Raw genomic sequence first — 18,956 nt, 5'->3', positions numbered from 1 at the left:
TTATTGCATATAAATTCACTTGGTGGCATTGTTATCCCATGCCGCAGACACGGCCAAAAATCATAAGATTGACAGACGGGAGTTCCATCATGAAAAAGTTAGTTCTTGCCGCTTTACTTGCTTCCTTTACTTTCGGTGCTTCTGCCGCAGAGAAAATCAATTTTGGCGTTTCAGCCACCTATCCACCCTTTGAATCTATAGGTGCTAATAATGAGATTGTCGGCTTTGATATCGATCTGGCAAAAGCCTTGTGCAAACAAATGCAGGCAGAATGTACTTTTACTAATCACGCGTTCGACAGCCTGATCCCGTCACTGAAATTCAGAAAATATGACGCCGTAATCTCCGGTATGGATATCACCCCGGAGCGTAGCAAGCAGGTTTCGTTTACCACACCCTACTATGAAAACTCAGCCGTCGTGATTGCCAAAAAAGATACCTACAAAACGTTTGCCGACCTGAAAGGCAAACGCATTGGGATGGAAAACGGTACGACGCACCAGAAATATATTCAGGATCAGCACCCGGAAGTGAAAACTGTCTCCTATGACAGTTATCAGAATGCCTTTATCGATCTGAAAAATGGTCGTATTGATGGGGTATTTGGTGACACCGCGGTGGTAAACGAATGGCTGAAAACCAATCCGCAACTGGGCGTTGCGACTGAAAAAGTGACCGATCCGCAATACTTCGGCACCGGCCTGGGTATCGCTGTACGTCCGGATAACAAAGCTCTGCTGGAAAAACTGAATAACGCGCTGGCAGCAATTAAAGCTGACGGTACATATCAGAAAATCAATGACCAGTGGTTTCCGCAGTAATTGAGACTGATGACAAAAGTAAGATTGCCTGATGCGCTGCGCTTATCCGGCCCACATCAACTCTGCAATGTATTGATTTAGCATGATTTTGTAGGCCGGATAAGGCGTTCACGCCGCATCCGGCATGAACAAAGCGCACCTGATCAGCAATCTGAAGCCGCACCTGTGGCTTTTTTATTGCTTCACCAGCAGCGTCAACACTTCATAGTGCGCGGTGTGCGGGAACATATCAAAAAGCTGTACCCGTTCGATGCGGTAACCTGGCAGTTCGCGGATATCTTTCGCCATGGTTTGGGCGTTACAGCTGGAGTAGATAATAAAACGCGGTGCCATCGTTGAAAGATAATCACACAGCGGTTTACCAATGCCGCGGCGCGGCGGGTTAACCAGCACCAGCTCCGGCACCTCCCCCTGAGCAGTGGCAAACTGAGTGGAGTCCAGCGCCTGAAATTGTAAACGAGTTAAGCCCAGTTCAGCGGCTGACTGCTTTGCACAGGCAATGGCCTCTGGCGCAATTTCGATCCCGGTTAACTGCATGTCAGGCGTCGCGCAGTGTAAACCAAAGCCCCCCACACCGCAGAACAGATCCCACATATGTTTAACCGGCAGCTGTCGTACCCAGTCGCGCGCGGTGGCGTACAACTGGCTGGCGACCGCCGGATTAGTCTGGAAGAAACTTTGCGGACGGATCCACAGCGGTACGTCATTAAAACGCTCCGCCAGTGCCTGTTGTTCGGTCAGGTAGATCTCCGTCTCCCCTTCCATAATCGCCATATGTACCGGCTGAATATTGACGGTAATAACTTTCAGCTGCGGTAGTTGTTCGTGTAACCACGGCAGCGCCTTACGCAGTTGCGCCAGCTTGGTATCAGAACGCAGTACAAAGCGCAGCATCATGCCGCCATCACTCTGGCTTTCAGTCAGCAGAATGTATTTCAGTTCGCCACGCTTACGCGCCACGTTGTAGGGCGTTAACCCCGCTCGGGCGATAAACGGTTTTAGCGCCGCAAAAACGGGCGCAAATGAGGCTGGATAAAGCGGGCAGTCACAAAGGTCTTCCGGCGTGCCATCGCGATGCAGCATACCGAGCAGTGTTTTTTCAACGCTACCACTCACCACCATTTTGGCTTTATTACGAAACCCTTGTTCCGGGCCTGACACCGGCGCGCACCATTCCTCAACCGGAAAATCGGCGAGCAGATTTTTAAGATCGGCGGTTTTAGCGGAGAGTTGCTCTGGAATCGGCTGCGTTATCCACTGACAGGAACGACAGCGACCCGCGTCGTAAAGTGCGCACTGCATACATTGACCTTCACATCATCAGGGGCGACGATTATACACATTATTGCAACTGGAAGAACCGCCGACTGGTCGAGGGAACGAACAGCAGCATCAGGATGAGCATATCCGGCAGCTTCTGCAGCATCAGGCTATGGAAGATTTCACGTTTTGATTCACCGGGAATGCTGAACAGCTCCGGATAACCGTACCCCAGCGAAGCCGCCCACAAGTAACTTGCGGCGGTGATTTGTGTCAGCAGATATAGCCAGCGCGCCCAGCGACGCCCTTTCACCAGTGAAAACGCACACCAGATCTCAATGAAAACCAGCACCAGACTGCTTAAAAAGACCAGCGTTAAACTCCAGGTTTGTACGCTGCGATGAATGAACTCGCCAATACCGCGCACGCCCAGCGTATTGAAAATCATCAGCACGTCGAGGCCACGGATCATAATAATGGCGAGCGCCGCCACCTGCACCAGCGCAGGCACATTCAGGCGAGCATGAGATGAAGATGTTTTCTTAAAAAATCCCAACGTTTCGTCTTCCATGAAAACAATGCCGCGACATGCGCAGCATTATGTAGCCAGGTTGGCAAATTTTAGTGTCTTCAGCCACGTCTTGCACGTTGGATGTCGCGTATCCGCTGTTTTTCTGCGCGCGCCATCAGATACCAGGCGATAAATCCGACAATTCCGACCGCGCCGAGGATCAATGTTGCCAGGGCGTTGATTTCCGGATTCACCCCCATCCGCACGCTGGAAAAGACCAGCATCGGTAACGTGGTGGCTCCCGGCCCGGAAACAAAGCTGGCGATCACCAGATCATCAAGCGACAAAGTAAAAGCCAGTAACCAGCCAGAAATGATCGCGGGCATGATCATCGGTAGCGTAATGACGAAAAACACTTTCAGCGGCGTCGCACCGAGATCCATCGCGGCTTCTTCTATCGAGCGATCCAGTTCCCGCAGACGCGACGAAATAACGACCGCCACATAAGCCGTACAGAAAGTGACATGCGCCAGCCAGATGGTAAGCATACCGCGGTCCGCAGGCCAGCCAATGGCATGAGCAAGCGCGACGAATAATAACAACAGCGACAAGCCCGTGATGACATCTGGCATTACCAGCGGCGCGGTGATCATAAAGGCAAAGCCATTTGATCCGCGAAACCTGCCAAAGCGCACCAGCACCACCGCCGCAATAGTCCCGAGGATCGCCGCCGCCGTTGCCGCACAGGCAGCAATTGTCAGGCTTGAACCAACCGCACTCATCATCGCGTCATCGCGCAATAACTCACCATACCAGCGCGTTGACCAGCCGGCCCACACCGTCACCAGCTTCGAGCTGTTAAACGAATAGATAACCAGCATCAGCATTGGCGCGTAGAGAAAGGTAAAGCCCAGCAGCAAAATCACAATCCGCCAGGGCGAACGAACTACCGGTAAATTATTCATCCGTGTTCTCCCACGCTTTTTTGCTGGTGTTTGTGGAACCACATTATCGGCACAATTAGCAGCAGCAACATGATGATCGCTACCGCCGAGGCCACCGGCCAGTCGCGGTTATTGAAAAACTCTTGCCATAGCACGCGCCCGATCATGATGCTGTCCGGGCCACCGAGCAGTTCCGGGATCACAAACTCGCCCACAGCCGGGATAAACACCAGCATCGATCCGGCAATAATCCCACCTTTAGTCAGCGGCACGATCACAGTAAAGAACGTTTTCAGCGGTCGTGCACCGAGATCCAGCGCTGCTTCCACCAGCGAATAATCAATACGAATCAACGCGGTATAAATCGGCAGCACCATAAACGGCACGTAGGCGTAAACAATGCCAATATAAACTGCCAGATTGGTATGAAGAATGGTCAGCGGTTGATCGATAACCCCCAGCCACAGCAGAAAATTATTCAGCACACCGTTGTTTTTTAATATTCCCATCCAGGCATAAACGCGGATCAGAAACGAGGTCCACGACGGCAGGATCACCAGTAGTAATAAAATATTACGGGTCGAAGGCTTACTGTGCGCCACCGCCCACGCCAGCGGATAGCCGATCAGTAAACAGCAAAATGTCGAAATCGCAGCCACCTGTAGCGACTGGAGATAAGCATCGAAATAGAGCGGATCGTCGGTCAGTTGCAGAAAATTACCGAGATTAAGAGTGATGGACAGTTGCCCGTCAGCCCACTCCATCAGTTCGGTATAAGGTGGAATAGCGCGCGCCATCTCCGCCAGGCTTATTTTAAAGACAATCAGAAATGGCAGCAGAAACAGCAAGATCAACCAGATATATGGCAACGCAATGACCAGTTTGCGCCCATGCTTCATTTGCAGCTGTGACAACCACAGCTTAAATCCGCCCGGCGGTTTCGACTGGGCAGCAGGTTCAAGTGTATTCATCTTTGCTCCTTAAACCGTCAGCACCACACTGCTGTCCACTTCCCAGCACAAACGCACTTCGTCGCCCTAGGTCGGTAACCCTTTACGATGACGATGGGCGTTTTGTAGCTGGGCGCTAATCATCTGCCCACTTTTCAGACGAACGTGATACACCGAAAGATCGCCGAGATAGGCAATGTGTATCACCTCCCCCACCGCGAAGTTACAACCATTGGCGGGCGGCTCTTCGCAAAGCATGATTTTTTCCGGGCGCAGCGCCACATGTACCGGCACGTTATCGACCACCGAGGCATCCGCGTCGACTTTCAGTGGATGCACCAGCCCCGGCGAATCAAGCACCAGGCCATCTTCCTGACGCTCTTTGAGTACGCCTTCAAAGACGTTTACCGAGCCAATAAATTCGGCGCTATAGCGGGTAGTCGGATGCTCGTAGATCTCTTCCGGTTCGCCAATCTGGACAAATTTCCCACGATTCATAATGGCGATGCGCCCCGCCATGGTCATCGCCTCTTCCTGATCGTGGGTGACCATCACACAAGTCACACCGACGCGCTCCAGAATATCCACCACTTCAAGCTGCATCCGGTCACGCAGCTTTTTATCCAGCGCGCCCATCGGCTCGTCGAGCAGTAATAGTTTCGGGCGCTTGGCAAGGCTTCGGGCCAGGGCCACACGCTGTCGCTGACCACCAGAAAGCTGATGCGGTTTACGTTTGGCGAACTCCTGCATGTGCACCAGGCCGAGCATCTCATTGACCCGACTGGAAATTTCCGCTTTCGGTAGTTTGTCCTGTTTCAGGCCAAAAGCGATGTTCTGTTCCACGGTCATATGCGGAAACAGCGCGTAAGACTGAAACATCATATTGATGGGGCGCAGGTAAGGCGGAACCTGTGACAAATCGACGCCATCAAGCATTATCTGTCCGGCAGAAGGTTGTTCGAAACCTGCCAGCATACGCAGCAGCGTGGACTTGCCACAGCCGGATGCGCCCAGCAGCGCGAAGATTTCACCTTTGTAGATGGTCAGGCTGACATCATCCACCGCATGTTGACCATCGTAGGATTTGGTGAGGTTGCGGATTTCTAATAGCGGCGTCAGCACCTTACGGGTTTTCGCCTGCGGGCGAGGGATAGCGTCATTCACGGCTGCTCTCCGGCATTGAATGTGTGCAAGCGCACCATGATGGTGCGAATTGCCGGCGGGTGTGGTGCGCCCGCCCGGCATCTAAGGCTGCGGATTATTTTCCGCTCTTCACTTTGGTCCACGCGCGGGTGCGCACACGGTCGATTTTCGGGTCCTGCACTTTCAGAGTGAACAGCTTCGCACGAACATCCGCAGGCGGATAAATACCCGGGTTCTCACGGACTTCCGCACTCACCAGCGGCGTGGCTGCTTTATTGGCGTTGACATAGAACACATGGTCGGAAATATGCGCTACTACATCCGGGCGCAGCAGGTAATTCAGGAACTGATAGGCTTCGTCTTTGTTTTTGGCATCCGCAGGCATGGCGAATACATCAAAGAACGCCATCGCCCCTTCTTTTGGAATCGAGAACGAGACATTCACTCCATTCTTCGCTTCCTTCGCGCGGTTTGACGCCTGCCAGACATCACCTGCCCAGCCGATAGCGACGCAAATATCGCCGTTTGCCAGGTCGTTAATGTATTGAGATGAATGGAAATAACGAATGTTCGGGCGCAGCTTTAACAGCAGATCGGTTGCCGGTCCGGTGTAATCATCCGCTTTAGTGCTGTTGGGATCTTTGCCGAGATAATTCAACACGGTAGCAAAAACTTCTTCTGGCGCATCCAGGAAAGAGACACCGCAGCTTTTCAGTTTTTCCAGATTTTCAGGTTTGAGGATCAAGTCCCAGCTATCGACGGGCGCGTTTTCGCCCAGCACAGCTTTAACTTTATCAACGTTATAGCCAATCCCGGTCGTCGCCCACATATAGGGCATAGCAAATTTATTGTCGGGATCGTGTTTGGCGACCAGCTTCAGCAGCTCCGGGTCGAGATTCTTCCACTCCGGCAATTTGCTTTTGTCCAGCGGCTGGAAAACTCCCGCAGTCAACTGGCGTTCAAGAAAGCTGGCAGATGGAACCACCAAGTCAAAGCCGGTGCTACCCGCCATTAATTTGCCTTCCAGTACTTCGTTAGAGTCGAAAACATCGTAGACGACTTTAATACCGGTTTCTTTTTCAAAATTGGCCACCGTGTCAGGGGCGATATAATCAGACCAGTTATAAATGTGGAGTGTTTTTTGTTCAGCCGCGAGCGTGCCGACAGAGACGGCCATCAGAGCACCCGCAACCAGACCCGATAGCCATTTTTTATTTAAGGCGGTCACATCTCTTTCCTTCTGAAAGTTCGTTAACAAACGAACAAAAGTTGTCACACTGAAAGATATGCAATAAACGTGCATATTTTTTTATCGGCGCGGTGTAAGAAAAGAGAACTCTCTCCCGGCCAGCACTGCTCGCTATATAGAAGCATCGCAAGAATAACTTTAGCCAGGGTTTGAGACTATAGCTCGGATTAAAAAACGGTATTTAACAAATTTTTATGCGTATTTGCTCTATGTGATAAAGCCAAATCGACACAAGAGAAGTGAAATAATCTTTAAGAAAAGGTTAAAAACAGCAGATAATTTTGCAGCGCGCAGTCACTGCGGCAGCGACTGCGTGCTCGAAAGGAATTATCAGTGGAGAAAATAGTTTTCGGTAACGTTGTTTTGCCCTTCATCGTCAGTCGGTAACAGCAGTTGATGGGCATTAGCTTCAAGAATGACCATCGAAATCTGCTCTTCGCTCTGACGCACGAACCATGCAAACTGCTCATAGGTTACGCCCTGCATAACGGATAAAGACTGGCAAACCACCAGCTTTGGCAGATTATCATCCTGCATATCAAGAAATGCTTTCACGGTCAGCGAACTGGCATTGATGGCAGATAAATCCGCCGCCAGCGGCAATACGGCTGAAGGTCGGACTTCCGCCATGGCAGAAAACAGGATCGTGTTATCGATCAGATCGATTTTGGCATCAAAGACACCGTCGAAATTCTGCATATGGGGCAGATGCAGAGCCTGACAGTTATTACATTCAAAAAAACTCATCCCCAGGCCATCGAGCCATTGACGCAGCGTATCCAGACCAGGAACGACCAGCGATGTCATAATTTTGTACAACCTCTTTCGATAAAAAGACCGGCACAGCTTACGCAAAAAGCGCAGGCAAAACCATGATCAGTAATGTGATTGCGACTAACCACCCGTTTTCAGGCAATATTCTGTCGTAGCGTGGCGTTCGATCCAGCGGATCATTTTACCCGCGATATCGATACCGGTGGTTTTTTCTATTCCTTCCAGCCCCGGCGACGCATTCACTTCCATCACCAACGGCCCGCGATTAGCACGCAGAATATCCACACCAGCAACGTCCAGCGCCATCGTTCGCGCGGCTTTTATCGCGATTTCACGCTCCTGTGGTGTGATACTGGCGACGCTTGCCGCGCCGCCACGATGCAAATTGGAACGAAAATAGCCCTCTTTCGCCCGCCGTTCAATCGCAGCGACCACTTCATCACCAACAACCAGACAGCGGATATCGCACCCTTGCGCCTCTTTGATATATTCCTGCACCAGAATATGCGCGTTCAGACCGCGGAAAGCGTCAATCACGCTTTCCGCCGCCTGACGAGTCTCCGCCAGCACGACGCCAATTCCCTGCGTGCCTTCAACCAACTTGACCACCAGCGGCGCACCACCGACCATGTCGATTAAATCGCTGGTATCATCCGGCGAATGCGCAATGCCCGTGACAGGCAGGTCGATGCCCTGACGCGCCAGCAGTTGCATGGAACGCAATTTGTCACGCGCCCGGGCAATGGCGACCGACTCATTGAGCGGATAGCTCCCCAGCATCTCGAACTGGCGCAGTGCCGCCGTCCCATAAAAGGTAATGGCGGTGCCAATACGCGGGATCACTGCGTCAAAATGGGGTAACTTGCGGCCTTTGTAGTGAATAGAAGACGCCGCAGGATTTATGTTCATGTAGCAAGAAAGCGGATCAAGAATTTCAACCAGGTGACCGCGCTGTATAGCGGCTTCACGCAGCCGCTTACACGAATAGAGCGTTCCATCCCGGGACAATATGGCAATTTTCACCCTGCACCTCTCTGTCAGACCTGGTCAAAAGCCCGCGTATCATACATCGACGTGGCGGTTTTAGCGCGTCGCCCAACCCTGTTTGTGCAAATAATCCAGAATAAATGGGCGGCTTTCTTTAATGATTGTTCGGCGGATATGATCGCTCCAGGTATCCCAGCGATTATTGCTGCCACGGGTGAGGTAATATTCCGCCAGTTGCTCGTCATACTGCGCCAGTGCGTCTTTATCCAGCGGTTGATAGCTGTTTTCATGCACCAAAATGGAGGCCGGTAAACGCGGCTTGAGATCCGGATTATCCGCAGGCCAGCCAAGGCACAGCCCAAACAGCGGCAGAACATGCTGCGGTAATTTCAGCAGTTTCGTCACCGCTTCAATATTATTGCGCAGGCCGCCGATATATACCCCGCCCAATCCCAGCCGATTCCGCTGCGGTTAATGCATTCTGCGCCATCATTGCCGTATCAACGACACCGAGCAACAGTTGTTCCGCCAGGCCGAGCTGAGCATCCGGACAGATCTGTAAATGGCGGTTAAAGTCGGCACAGAACACCCAGAACTCCGCCGCTTGCGCTACGTGTTTTTGCCCGCCGGTCAGCGTCACCAGTTCTTCACGTAATGCTTTGTCGGTAATGCGAATAATGCTACTACACTGCAAAAAACTGGAACTGGACGTCGCACGGGCGCTGTTAATAATCGCCTCACACTGCGCTTCGGAAATGGGTTCATCAGTGAAATGGCGAATGGAGCGATGGCCACAAATAAGTTCAATGGTTGGCGTCATTATCTTTTTCTCTTTCTGAACGTGAATATTGCGGTGGACGGTTCATCAGCTGTGGGGCAAGACGTTTTACCACCTGAAGAATAACCACCACCGCAGCGGGAAGCATGAGCAAAACACCGAGAAAAATCATCAGAATCTGCACTTCTGGCCGAGAAAATGGCTCAGGCAGCGACAGGGAGTCGCTTACCGACAGCAGCGCCACCGCCAGTAGCATCATTCCGATAAATTCCAGTATCAACACGCCTTTAGGCAATTTACCGATCGCGCGCATACGCTTCCCTCTGCAAAGTGAGCCTTCAGTCTAAAACTTTTCACTGTATTGTGTTTAACAGTTATAGCTTTTAGCAATTAATGCAACAGGTTAAACCTACTTTCAGCGAATACATTTTAGCGTGATCATTACAGGCATAAATCTATGAGGAGAGAAATAATGCAAACCGTTATTTTTGGTCGTTCGGGTTGCCCTTACTGTGTGCGTGCAAAAGATCTGGCTGAGAAATTGAGCAATGAACGCGATGATTTTCAGTATCAGTATGTAGATATTCGTGCGGAAGGGATCACTAAAGAAGATCTACAACAAAAGGCAGGTAAACCCGTAGAAACCGTGCCGCAGATTTTTGTCGATCAGCAACATATCGGCGGCTATACCGATTTTGCTGCATGGGTGAAAGAAAATCTGGACGCCTGATCGTCTGACAAGCCCTCGCGTTGAGGGCTTTACTGATTTTTTCTGTGCTGTGGTTTAAACAAACTACTGATAAATAAGAAACACAGTGCCCCCAGCGCACACCAGAACACCGCGCTTAGTAACCATGCCAGCTCTTGCCAGAATGAGCGCGTCGGTGAAAAAAACAGCCGCATAATGAGCATTGAACAGGGTGCCGCCAGCATTGCGCCAAATAGAGGTTTCAGGACTTCTCTACGCTGTGAAAAAAAACTGGCAACTGCTCCAGGAAGAATGAAAAACAGCAAGCCGATTTCAGGATGCCCGGCAGCCCGAAAAGCGCCTTTCATGTGCGTCGCCAGAAAAAGGCACACCACAATGAAGAGGACAAAACAGCAGATTGCCCCCGCCCAACGTTGTTTATGTTTCACTCGTTCCTCCTGACACTGCGTCTATCGAACACATTTTTCGCCAGTGTGGCGTTCAGTAAGATAAAGCCGCTTCGCATTCCATGCTAATATAGGCCAACGCAATTCATATAGCCGTTGATACCTAATGTGATTACACTAGTAAAATATATTGTTACTTTACTATCGTTTAGGTGCGCTGAATGAATCTGCACCCTGAATTCTGGTAAAACACATTATCGTAAATTACCATTTCTTTCAACAGCTTACTAGTAAACAAGAAGTTAGCCTCCGTGAATATAAACGTCGCCGAATTGTTAAATGGGAATTACATTCTGTTATTATTTGTGGTCCTCGCGCTTGGGCTATGTCTCGGAAAGTTACGACTTGGTTCGATCCAACTGGGTAATTCCATTGGCGTTTTAGTCGTATCGCTGTTATTAGGCCAACAACATTTCAGCATTAACACCGATGCGCTTAATCTTGGCTTTATGCTGTTTATTTTCTGCGTCGGGGTCGAAGCCGGACCGAACTTTTTTTCCATTTTTTTTCGCGATGGGAAAAATTACCTAATGTTAGCACTGGTGATGGTTGGCAGTGCGCTGGTGATCGCCTTAGGGTTAGGTAAGCTGTTTGGCTGGGATATTGGCCTGACGGCCGGTATGTTAGCAGGCTCTATGACGTCGACACCGGTTCTGGTCGGTGCTGGCGATACACTGCATCATTCCGGCATGGAAAGCAGGCAGCTCTCACTGGCACTGGATAATCTGAGCCTCGGGTATGCCTTAACCTATTTAATCGGTCTGGTGAGTTTGATTGTTGGTGCGCGTTACTTGCCGAAATTGCAGCATCAGGACTTACAGACCAGCGCCCAGCAAATCGCCCGCGAACGTGGCCTGGACACTGATGCCAACCGTAAGGTTTATTTACCGGTGATCCGCGCCTATCGCGTCGGCCCGGAGCTGGTGGCCTGGACCGACGGCAAAAATCTGCGTGAACTGGGTATTTATCGACAAACCGGCTGCTACATTGAACGTATTCGACGTAACGGGATTCTGGCAAATCCAGACGGTGATGCCGTGCTACAAATGGGCGATGAAATAGCGTTGGTAGGCTATCCCGACGCCCATGCCCGACTCGATCCCAGCTTCCGTAACGGTAAAGAAGTTTTCGATCGTGACCTTCTCGACATGCGTATCGTCACTGAAGAAGTGGTCGTTAAAAACCATAACGCTGTAGGTAAACGTCTCGCACAACTGAAGTTGACCGATCACGGTTGCTTCCTTAACCGCGTCATTCGTAGCCAGATTGAGATGCCGATAGATGACAACGTCGTGCTTAACAAAGGTGACGTTTTACAAGTCAGCGGTGATGCCCGTCGCGTAAAAACCATCGCCGATCGCATCGGCTTTATCTCGATTCACAGCCAGGTCACTGACCTGCTGGCATTTTGCGCCTTCTTTGTTATTGGGCTGATGATCGGGATGATCACCTTCCAGTTCAGCACATTCAGTTTCGGCATGGGGAACGCTGCCGGGTTGTTATTCGCCGGAATTATGCTGGGCTTTATGCGTGCTAACCACCCGACCTTCGGTTACATTCCGCAAGGTGCATTAAGCATGGTGAAAGAGTTCGGCTTGATGGTGTTTATGGCAGGCGTTGGTCTGAGCGCCGGTAGCGGTATTAATAACGGCCTGGGCGCGATTGGCGGTCAGATGTTGATTGCCGGATTAATTGTCAGTCTTGTGCCCGTGGTTATCTGTTTCTTGTTCGGTGCTTATGTATTGCGAATGAACCGCGCACTGTTGTTCGGCGCAATGATGGGCGCACGCACCTGCGCGCCGGCAATGGAGATCATCAGTGATACAGCTCGCAGTAACATCCCTGCGCTGGGCTATGCGGGCACCTACGCAATCACCAACGTCCTGCTGACGCTGGCAGGGACAATCATCGTCATGGTATGGCCAGGATTAGGATAAAACTGAAGTTGCCCTGAAAATGAAATTTTTTTGCACAACCGCAGAACTTTTCCGCAGGGCATCAGTCTTAATTAGTGCCACTGCTTTTCTTTGATGTCCCCATTTTGTGGAGCCCATCAACCCCGCCATTTCGGTTCAAGGTTGATGGGTTTTTTGTTATCTAAAATTTATCTACTACCCTGCAACCCTCTCAACCATCCTCAAAATCTCCTCGCGCGATAGCGGCTTACGGTCGGTGACAAAATGCAGCGTCATCCCCTCAATAAACGCATCAAGCGCGCGGGCGGTTCCGGGTTCAAACCATTGTTCGAGCGTTTGCTGACTGCGCTGCATCCAGTTTTGCATTACCGTTTTTAATAGCGGTTTTCGGCTAGCCAGCGCGTAGAGCTGGTACATCAGCTCCATATTATCCGGCGTTGCAACCTGTGAGCTGTAGATCATATCGGTGATAGCCTGGCATGCGCCTTGAGCATCACTAACATCGCTAAAAAATGCCTGATATTGCCGGGACATAATCTCAGTAAAACTGCTGAACGCTTCCAGCAACAACTCATCAATTCCTGAAAAATAGTAGGTCATCGATCCCAACGGTACCCCGGCAAGGGTAGCAATTTTGCGGTGCGTAACAGCATGTATTCCGTAAAGTTTCACCGCCTCCAGCGTGGCCTGGATAATTTTTTCTCGCCGTTGCGGATCGTTAGCGCGACGCATGTCATTTCCTCTGTCTGCAATTGTGTACAAATGTACACAACCTTGCTAATGTTGTCTTCCCTCTTCTTATTTTGACGTGATCTATGACCGTAAATTCTTCACGTAATGCATTGAAACGCCGAACCAGGGCGCTGTTTATGTTCTTCTTTTTGCCAGGCCTGTTAATGGCGTCCTGGGCAACCCGTACGCCTGCTATCCGCGATATTCTCTCTGTCTCGATCGCTGAAATGGGCGGTGTTCTCTTTGGTCTGTCGATCGGTTCGATGAGCGGTATTCTCTGCTCGGCGTGGTTAGTGAAACGCTTTGGGACACGTAATGTCATCCTGGTCACGATGTCCTGCGCATTGATCGGGATGATGATATTAAGTCTGGCACTCTGGCTGACATCGCCCCTGCTCTTTGCCGTTGGTCTCGGCGTCTTTGGGGCAAGTTTTGGTTCTGCGGAAGTGGCGATAAACGTTGAAGGTGCCGCCGTTGAGCGAGAAATGAATAAAACGGTTTTGCCGATGATGCACGGTTTTTATAGCCTGGGCACGCTGGCAGGCGCTGGTGTCGGGATGGCACTGACGGCCTTTGGCGTTCCGGCAACGGTGCACATTTTATTGGCGGCGCTGGTAGGTATCGCGCCTATTTATATCGCCATTCAGGCAATCCCTGACGGTACGGGCAAAAATGCTGCCGATGGCACCCAGCATGGCGAAAAAGGCATTCCTTTTTATCGCGATATCCAGTTGCTGTTGATTGGTGTTGTAGTGCTGGCGATGGCCTTTGCCGAAGGTTCTGCCAACGACTGGTTACCCTTATTAATGGTTGATGGTCACGGTTTTAGCCCCACTTCCGGCTCACTGATTTATGCCGGTTTTACCCTGGGGATGACCGTTGGACGCTTCACCGGCGGTTGGTTCATCGACCGTTACAGTCGCGTTGCCGTGGTTCGGGCCAGTGCACTAATGGGGGCGTTGGGTATTGGGCTGATTATTTTTGTCGATAGCGCCTGGGTCGCAGGAGTGTCTGTTGTACTTTGGGGACTGGGTGCCTCGCTGGGCTTCCCGCTGACCATTTCTGCCGCCAGCGATACCGGCCCCGATGCACCAACCCGCGTCAGTGTGGTAGCAACGACCGGTTATCTGGCTTTCCTCGTCGGGCCGCCGCTGCTGGGCTATCTCGGCGAACATTATGGATTACGTAGTGCAATGCTGGTTGTACTGGCGCTGGTTATTCTCGCGGCTATTGTCGCGAAAGCCGTCGCCAAACCCGATACCAAAACGCAGACGGCGATGGAGAATAGTTGATGAGTATTAAATTAATTGCGGTAGACATGGATGGTACTTTCTTAAGCGATCAAAAAACCTATAACCGTGAGCGGTTTATGGCTCAGTATCAGCAAATGAAAGCACAAGGCATTCGCTTTGTGGTCGCCAGCGGGAATCAATATTATCAGTTGATCTCTTTCTTCCCTGAAATTGCGAATGAAATTGCCTTTGTGGCTGAAAACGGCGGCTGGGTAGTGAGTGAAGGCAAAGATGTTTTTAATGGCGAGCTGTCGAAGGATGCGTTTGCTACTGTCGTGGAACATTTGCTGACGCGCCCGGAAGTGGAAATTATTGCCTGCGGAAAAAATAGCGCCTATACACTCAAAAAATATGACGATGCCATGAAAACGGTGGCGGAAATGTATTATCACCGTCTGGAATACGTCGATAACTTTGACAACTTAGAAGATATTTTCTTTAAGTTTGGCCTGAATCTTTCCGATGAACTGATTCCACAAGTACAAAAAGCATTACATGAGGCCATCGGCGATATTATGGTGCCAGTCCACACCGGCAACGGCAGCATCGATCTGATTATCCCCGGCGTACATAAAGCCAATGGCCTTCGCCAACTGCAGAAATTATGGGGAATAGACGACAGCGAAGTGGTGGTCTTTGGCGATGGCGGTAACGATATTGAGATGCTGCGTCAGGCAGGCTTTAGTTTTGCAATGAAAAATGCCGGCAGCGCGGTCGTCGCAGCGGCAAAATACCGGGCAGGCTCCAATAACCGTGAAGGCGTACTGGATGTGATCGATAAAGTTCTTAAACACGAAGCGCCATTTGACCAATAAAAACGGCAGCACGCCCGGCAACACAATGCCTGAATGAAGGCTGCATAATTCGCGGAAATTAACCCGCTGCATTATTTCAGGCGAAATGATTATGAAAAATTGTCTACTGTTGGGCGCGCTTTTAATGGGCTTTACTGGTGTGGCGATGGCGCAAAGTGTCACCGTCGATGTGCCGAGTGGATACAAAGTGGTTGTGGTTCCTGATTCAGTCAGCGTTCCACAAGCGTGTCAGCGTCGCGACTGTGCCGCAAACCGTCTATGTGGCTCCTGTGCCAGCTCCGGCTTACCGCCCGCATCCTTATGTTCGCCATCTTGCCAGCGTAGGTGAAGGGATGGTTATCGAACACCAGATTGACGACCATCACCATTAATTCGAGAATGCCTGATCGCACAAATCAATCAGGCATTTTTTTACCCTTCGTGAGAATTTCCCATCTGTTTATCTTTTAAAAAGATAACCATCAGCGACAGCCACAAAATTCCGTTGACAAGGTTGAAGAGATTAAACAGTCCGTTGCCCCCGTTCAGCCAGGCATGTTTGCTGATTTCAATACCGACGGTAAAGATCAGCATTTGCAGCATTCCCATCGCCGCAGAAACCGTACCTTTACTCATATCGCTGGCAAACAGGGTTAATCGCACCAGTCCCGCATTCGCCAGACCAATACCGAAAGCATAAATACTTAACCCGGCGGTCATCCATAAATACGCGTGCGATGAGATAACCGTTGCCGCAGCAGCGACCAACAGACCAATCATAATCGGCCAGCCGCCCATAATAATCAGCGAACGTACGGTGCGGCGCGAGGTCAGACGCGCTAACAGCAAGTTACCCGCAATTAACGCCCCGAAAATAGGCACTTGCAGCAAGCCATATTCATAGCTGCTCAACTGCTCCCCGGTAATGATGATAATCGGCGACTGGGCGATCCACGCCAGCAATGGCAGGCTAACGAATCCCAGCGCCCCCGCCACAAAGCGGCCGTTCTTCAGCACCAGCTTATAGTCACGACCGAGTTCTTTCAGTGACAGTTTCTCGCCTATACGCGTGGCGGTTTCAGGCATAGCTCGTTGCAGACCGAAAAAGGAGATCGCTGCCAATGCGGCAAACAAAACAAACATCCCCTCCCAAGGCAGCACATGGATCCACGCCGCGCCCACCAGCGGACCAAGTAGCGGAGCAATCAGCGCCACGTTCACCATCAGCGCGGTGATCTTGATACAAACCGCCTCTTCGAAGGATTCCTGAATTGCGGCGTATCCCACAGCGCCAATGAAACAGAGGCTTATGCCCTGCAAGAAGCGCAACATGGTGAATTGTTCAATGTTTTGCGCCAGTAATATTGCCAGACAGGTGACGATAAACCACACCACACCCGCCAGCATCACCGGACGGCGACCAATACGATCCGACAGCGGCCCCAGGAGCCATTGTAAAAACATCCCGCCCGCCAGATACGCGGTCATCGAAGTAGGAACCCAATCAATGCCCGCCTGATATTGTTCCACCACGGCCAACATACCGGGTTGGATCATATCGTTGCCGATATAGGTTGAAAATTCGTAAAGCACCAGACAGAGAGGGAAAAGTAACGCCTGACGTCCAAGCCTGGCACCGGAAGCTAATTTATTTTGCATGCAATTTCTTCGCCAATAATAATCGCGCAGAGTTTAATAAAAGCGCAGCTAACGAGAAAGCGAATTTTGTAGCTGAAACCACGGTTAAGCACATTCTTACATTATTGCGAGTATAGCTACGCTTTCTTTAAGTTTTATTTAACCTATGCCCGTTACAATCACCCACCGTAAACAGGCCGCTTGAGGGAAATAAGACGATGCCGCTTTACCCAGTTTAACCTGCACTTTATTCTCAACGACTTGCCTGTATTGGCTCCCTTTTAATCACTTTGCGTCGGGAAGTTATGCTGGAAAATTTGAATCTCTCTCTATTCTCTCTTATTAACGCGACGCCAGACTCGGCTCCGTGGATGATCTCGTTGGCGATTTTTATTGCTAAAGATTTGATTACCGTGGTGCCGTTGCTGGCCGCGGTACTTTGGTTGTGGGGGCTTACAGCACAACGGCAACTGGTGATAAAAATCGCTATCGCGCTGGCGGTCAGCCTGTTTGTGTCCTGGACGATGGGACATCTTTTTCCGCACGACCGACCCTTTGTCGAAAATATCGGCTATAACTTCCTGCATCATGCGGCGGATGACTCATTCCCGAGCGATCACGGTACGGTGATTTTCACCTTTGCACTGGCATTTTTATGCTGGCATCGCCTGTGGTCCGGCTCACTTTTAATGGTGCTGGCCGTCGTCATTGCCTGGTCGCGCGTTTATCTTGGCGTCCACTGGCCGCTGGATATGCTCGGTGGATTGCTGGCAGGTATGATTGGCTGCCTTAGTGCCCAGATTATCTGGCAAGCGATGGGGCATAAACTCTATCAACGTCTGCAATCGTGGTATCGCGTCTGTTTTGCATTACCGATCCGCAAAGGCTGGGTGCGTGACTGATCTCTGCTAAAAAGTGTAGTATTGAGCGGCTCGCTTCAATAACTATTCAGAGGGATTATGGAAACACGTCGCGAAGAGCGTATCGGGCAGCTGCTGCAAGAATTAAAACGCAGCGATAAGTTACATCTTAAAGACGCCGCCGCCCTGCTTGGGGTTTCGGAGATGACGATTCGTCGCGATCTGAACAACCACAGTGCGCCCGTCGTTTTGCTCGGCGGCTATATTGTTCTGGAACCGCGCAGTGCCAGCCATTACCTGTTAAGCGATCAAAAATCCCGCCTGGTGGAAGAAAAACGCCGGGCGGCAAAACTGGCTGCGACACTGGTAGAACCCGATCAGACCCTCTTTTTTGACTGTGGCACCACCACGCCGTGGCTTATTGAAGCGATTGATAATGAAATCCCTTTTACCGCCGTTTGTTATTCGCTAAATACCTTTCTGGCGCTGAAAGAGAAACCCCATTGCCGCGCATTTCTGTGCGGTGGTGAATTTCACGCCAGCAACGCCATTTTCAAACCCATCGATTTTCAGCAAACGTTGAATAATTTTTGCCCGGATATCGCTTTTTATTCCGCGGCGGGCGTGCATGTCAGTAAAGGCGCTACCTGTTTTAATCTTGAAGAGTTGCCGGTAAAACACTGGGCCATGTCGATGGCGCAAAAGCATGTGCTGGTTGTCGACCACAGTAAATTTGGCAAGGTGCGTCCGGCGCGCATGGGTGACCTGAAACGCTTTGATATTGTGGTGAGTGATTGTTGCCCGGAAGATGAGTATGTGAAGTACGCGCAGACGCACCGTATTAAGTTGATGTATTAATGACGTATAACCGGATGACGTTTCGCGCCATCCGGTTATCAGAAGATTAAGAGAACCAGCTGCCGAACCACTGATGGAATTTCATCATCACGAAATCCCACATCCTACCAAAGAATCCGCCCTCTTCCACATTTTCCATCACGATCAGCGGACGCTGCTCAATGGATTTACCGTTAAGCTGGAAATCAATGGTCCCGACAACCTGACCTTTTTTCAGCGGTGCGGTAAGCTGCGGTTCCGTTAACGTGTAGCTCGCCTTCAGGTTTTTCAGCTGCCCACGCGGTATGGTCACGG

The 18,956-nt window shown here is 50.8% G+C and carries 19 protein-coding genes and 3 pseudogenes; 8 read left to right on the top strand and 14 right to left on the bottom strand.

The window, feature by feature from the left end; genetic code table 11:
* Positions 1 to 89 precede the first annotated feature (89 nt).
* Entirely contained in the window at positions 90 to 821 is a 732-nt protein-coding gene (artJ, locus tag ACUU1I_RS02720) for an arginine ABC transporter substrate-binding protein ArtJ (protein WP_001295905.1), read from the top strand.
* 174 nt (positions 822 to 995) lie between these two features.
* Here artJ and rlmC read toward each other — a convergent pair whose 3' ends face one another.
* The 10 genes and pseudogenes from rlmC to ACUU1I_RS02670 form a co-directional block, all read right to left on the bottom strand.
* Entirely contained in the window at positions 996 to 2,123 is a 1,128-nt protein-coding gene (rlmC, locus tag ACUU1I_RS02715) for a 23S rRNA (uracil(747)-C(5))-methyltransferase RlmC (RefSeq protein WP_001149748.1), read from the bottom strand.
* Positions 2,124 to 2,163: 40 nt separating this feature from the next.
* A complete protein-coding gene (locus tag ACUU1I_RS02710) occupies positions 2,164 to 2,652 on the bottom strand; it encodes a YbjO family protein (protein WP_000389260.1) in 489 nt (162 codons plus the stop codon).
* A gap of 59 nt (positions 2,653 to 2,711) precedes the next feature.
* The gene (gene potI, locus ACUU1I_RS02705) at positions 2,712 to 3,557 is read right to left on the bottom strand and encodes a putrescine ABC transporter permease PotI (protein WP_001061673.1); all 846 of its coding nucleotides are present in this window, start codon (positions 3,555 to 3,557) and stop codon (positions 2,712 to 2,714) included.
* On the bottom strand, positions 3,554 to 4,507 hold the full coding sequence (potH, locus tag ACUU1I_RS02700; RefSeq protein WP_001093858.1) for a putrescine ABC transporter permease PotH: 954 nt from the start codon (positions 4,505 to 4,507) through the stop codon (positions 3,554 to 3,556). The genes potI and potH overlap by 4 nt, the downstream gene beginning before the upstream one ends.
* A 66-nt stretch (positions 4,508 to 4,573) precedes the next feature.
* Positions 4,574 to 5,650, bottom strand: a complete 1,077-nt coding sequence (gene potG / locus ACUU1I_RS02695) for a putrescine ABC transporter ATP-binding subunit PotG (protein ID WP_000996037.1) — start codon at positions 5,648 to 5,650, stop codon at positions 4,574 to 4,576.
* Between the two features lie 94 nt (positions 5,651 to 5,744).
* On the bottom strand, positions 5,745 to 6,857 hold the full coding sequence (potF, locus tag ACUU1I_RS02690) for a spermidine/putrescine ABC transporter substrate-binding protein PotF (RefSeq protein ID WP_000126079.1): 1,113 nt from the start codon (positions 6,855 to 6,857) through the stop codon (positions 5,745 to 5,747).
* A 351-nt stretch (positions 6,858 to 7,208) separates the two neighbouring features.
* Complete coding sequence (locus tag ACUU1I_RS02685; protein ID WP_005067293.1) at positions 7,209 to 7,685, bottom strand: type III secretion system chaperone family protein; 477 nt, start codon at positions 7,683 to 7,685, stop codon at positions 7,209 to 7,211.
* Between the two features lie 87 nt (positions 7,686 to 7,772).
* Positions 7,773 to 8,675, bottom strand: coding sequence for a 30S ribosomal protein S6--L-glutamate ligase (rimK, locus tag ACUU1I_RS02680; protein ID WP_000684330.1), 903 nt, complete (start codon positions 8,673 to 8,675; stop codon positions 7,773 to 7,775).
* A gap of 60 nt (positions 8,676 to 8,735) precedes the next feature.
* Positions 8,736 to 9,459: pseudogene (nfsA, locus tag ACUU1I_RS02675) on the bottom strand (nitroreductase NfsA).
* Positions 9,443 to 9,730, bottom strand: a complete 288-nt coding sequence (locus ACUU1I_RS02670) for a DUF1418 family protein (RefSeq protein WP_001201564.1) — start codon at positions 9,728 to 9,730, stop codon at positions 9,443 to 9,445. The pseudogene nfsA and the gene ACUU1I_RS02670 overlap by 17 nt, the downstream one beginning before the upstream one ends.
* 159 nt (positions 9,731 to 9,889) lie before the next feature.
* On the opposite strand from ACUU1I_RS02670, the gene grxA reads away from it, so the two are divergent.
* Positions 9,890 to 10,147, top strand: a complete 258-nt coding sequence (grxA, locus tag ACUU1I_RS02665) for a glutaredoxin 1 (RefSeq protein ID WP_001195240.1) — start codon at positions 9,890 to 9,892, stop codon at positions 10,145 to 10,147.
* A 29-nt stretch (positions 10,148 to 10,176) separates the two neighbouring features.
* Here the strand turns inward: grxA and ACUU1I_RS02660 are convergent, their stop codons facing one another.
* Positions 10,177 to 10,554 (bottom strand): inner membrane protein YbjM, encoded by a 378-nt coding sequence (locus ACUU1I_RS02660; RefSeq protein WP_000681108.1) that lies wholly within the window; start codon positions 10,552 to 10,554, stop codon positions 10,177 to 10,179.
* Positions 10,555 to 10,823: 269 nt separating this feature from the next.
* On the opposite strand from ACUU1I_RS02660, the gene ACUU1I_RS02655 reads away from it, so the two are divergent.
* Positions 10,824 to 12,509 carry an aspartate:alanine antiporter gene (locus ACUU1I_RS02655; RefSeq protein WP_001024866.1) on the top strand — a complete coding sequence of 562 codons (1,686 nt, stop codon included), beginning with the start codon at positions 10,824 to 10,826 and terminating at the stop codon, positions 12,507 to 12,509.
* A gap of 174 nt (positions 12,510 to 12,683) precedes the next feature.
* Here the strand turns inward: ACUU1I_RS02655 and rcdA are convergent, their stop codons facing one another.
* Positions 12,684 to 13,220 (bottom strand): DNA-binding transcriptional regulator RcdA, encoded by a 537-nt coding sequence (gene rcdA, locus ACUU1I_RS02650; RefSeq protein ID WP_001297003.1) that lies wholly within the window; start codon positions 13,218 to 13,220, stop codon positions 12,684 to 12,686.
* Positions 13,221 to 13,303: 83 nt separating this feature from the next.
* On the opposite strand from rcdA, the gene ACUU1I_RS02645 reads away from it, so the two are divergent.
* The 3 genes and pseudogenes from ACUU1I_RS02645 to ybjH all read left to right on the top strand — a co-directional run bounded on the left by ACUU1I_RS02645 (position 13,304) and on the right by ybjH (position 15,698).
* Positions 13,304 to 14,512: an MFS transporter gene (locus ACUU1I_RS02645; protein WP_000217836.1), complete on the top strand. Its 1,209-nt coding sequence runs from the start codon at positions 13,304 to 13,306 to the stop codon at positions 14,510 to 14,512.
* On the top strand, positions 14,512 to 15,327 hold the full coding sequence (ybjI, locus tag ACUU1I_RS02640) for a 5-amino-6-(5-phospho-D-ribitylamino)uracil phosphatase (protein WP_005067284.1): 816 nt from the start codon (positions 14,512 to 14,514) through the stop codon (positions 15,325 to 15,327). Before ACUU1I_RS02645 ends, ybjI begins: the two co-directional genes overlap by 1 nt.
* 85 nt (positions 15,328 to 15,412) lie before the next feature.
* A pseudogene (gene ybjH, locus ACUU1I_RS02635) lies at positions 15,413 to 15,698 on the top strand (protein YbjH).
* 40 nt (positions 15,699 to 15,738) lie between these two features.
* Here the strand turns inward: ybjH and mdfA are convergent.
* Positions 15,739 to 16,965, bottom strand: coding sequence for a multidrug efflux MFS transporter MdfA (mdfA, locus tag ACUU1I_RS02630; protein ID WP_001180095.1), 1,227 nt, complete (start codon positions 16,963 to 16,965; stop codon positions 15,739 to 15,741).
* 284 nt (positions 16,966 to 17,249) lie between these two features.
* Here mdfA and ybjG point away from each other — a divergent pair, with 284 nt between their 5' ends.
* Both ybjG and deoR read left to right on the top strand, forming a co-directional pair.
* Entirely contained in the window at positions 17,250 to 17,846 is a 597-nt protein-coding gene (gene ybjG / locus ACUU1I_RS02625; protein ID WP_001612704.1) for an undecaprenyl-diphosphate phosphatase, read from the top strand.
* Between the two features lie 57 nt (positions 17,847 to 17,903).
* Positions 17,904 to 18,662, top strand: coding sequence for a DNA-binding transcriptional repressor DeoR (gene deoR / locus ACUU1I_RS02620; RefSeq protein WP_000450128.1), 759 nt, complete (start codon positions 17,904 to 17,906; stop codon positions 18,660 to 18,662).
* A gap of 46 nt (positions 18,663 to 18,708) precedes the next feature.
* Here the strand turns inward: deoR and ACUU1I_RS02615 are convergent.
* A pseudogene (locus ACUU1I_RS02615) lies at positions 18,709 to 18,956 on the bottom strand (serine-type D-Ala-D-Ala carboxypeptidase); the annotation flags it as partial.

Source organism: Shigella sp. SIG3 (assembly GCF_053555855.1).
Note: the sequence above shows the minus strand (reverse complement) of the source record. Positions and strands in the feature narration are given on the sequence as shown.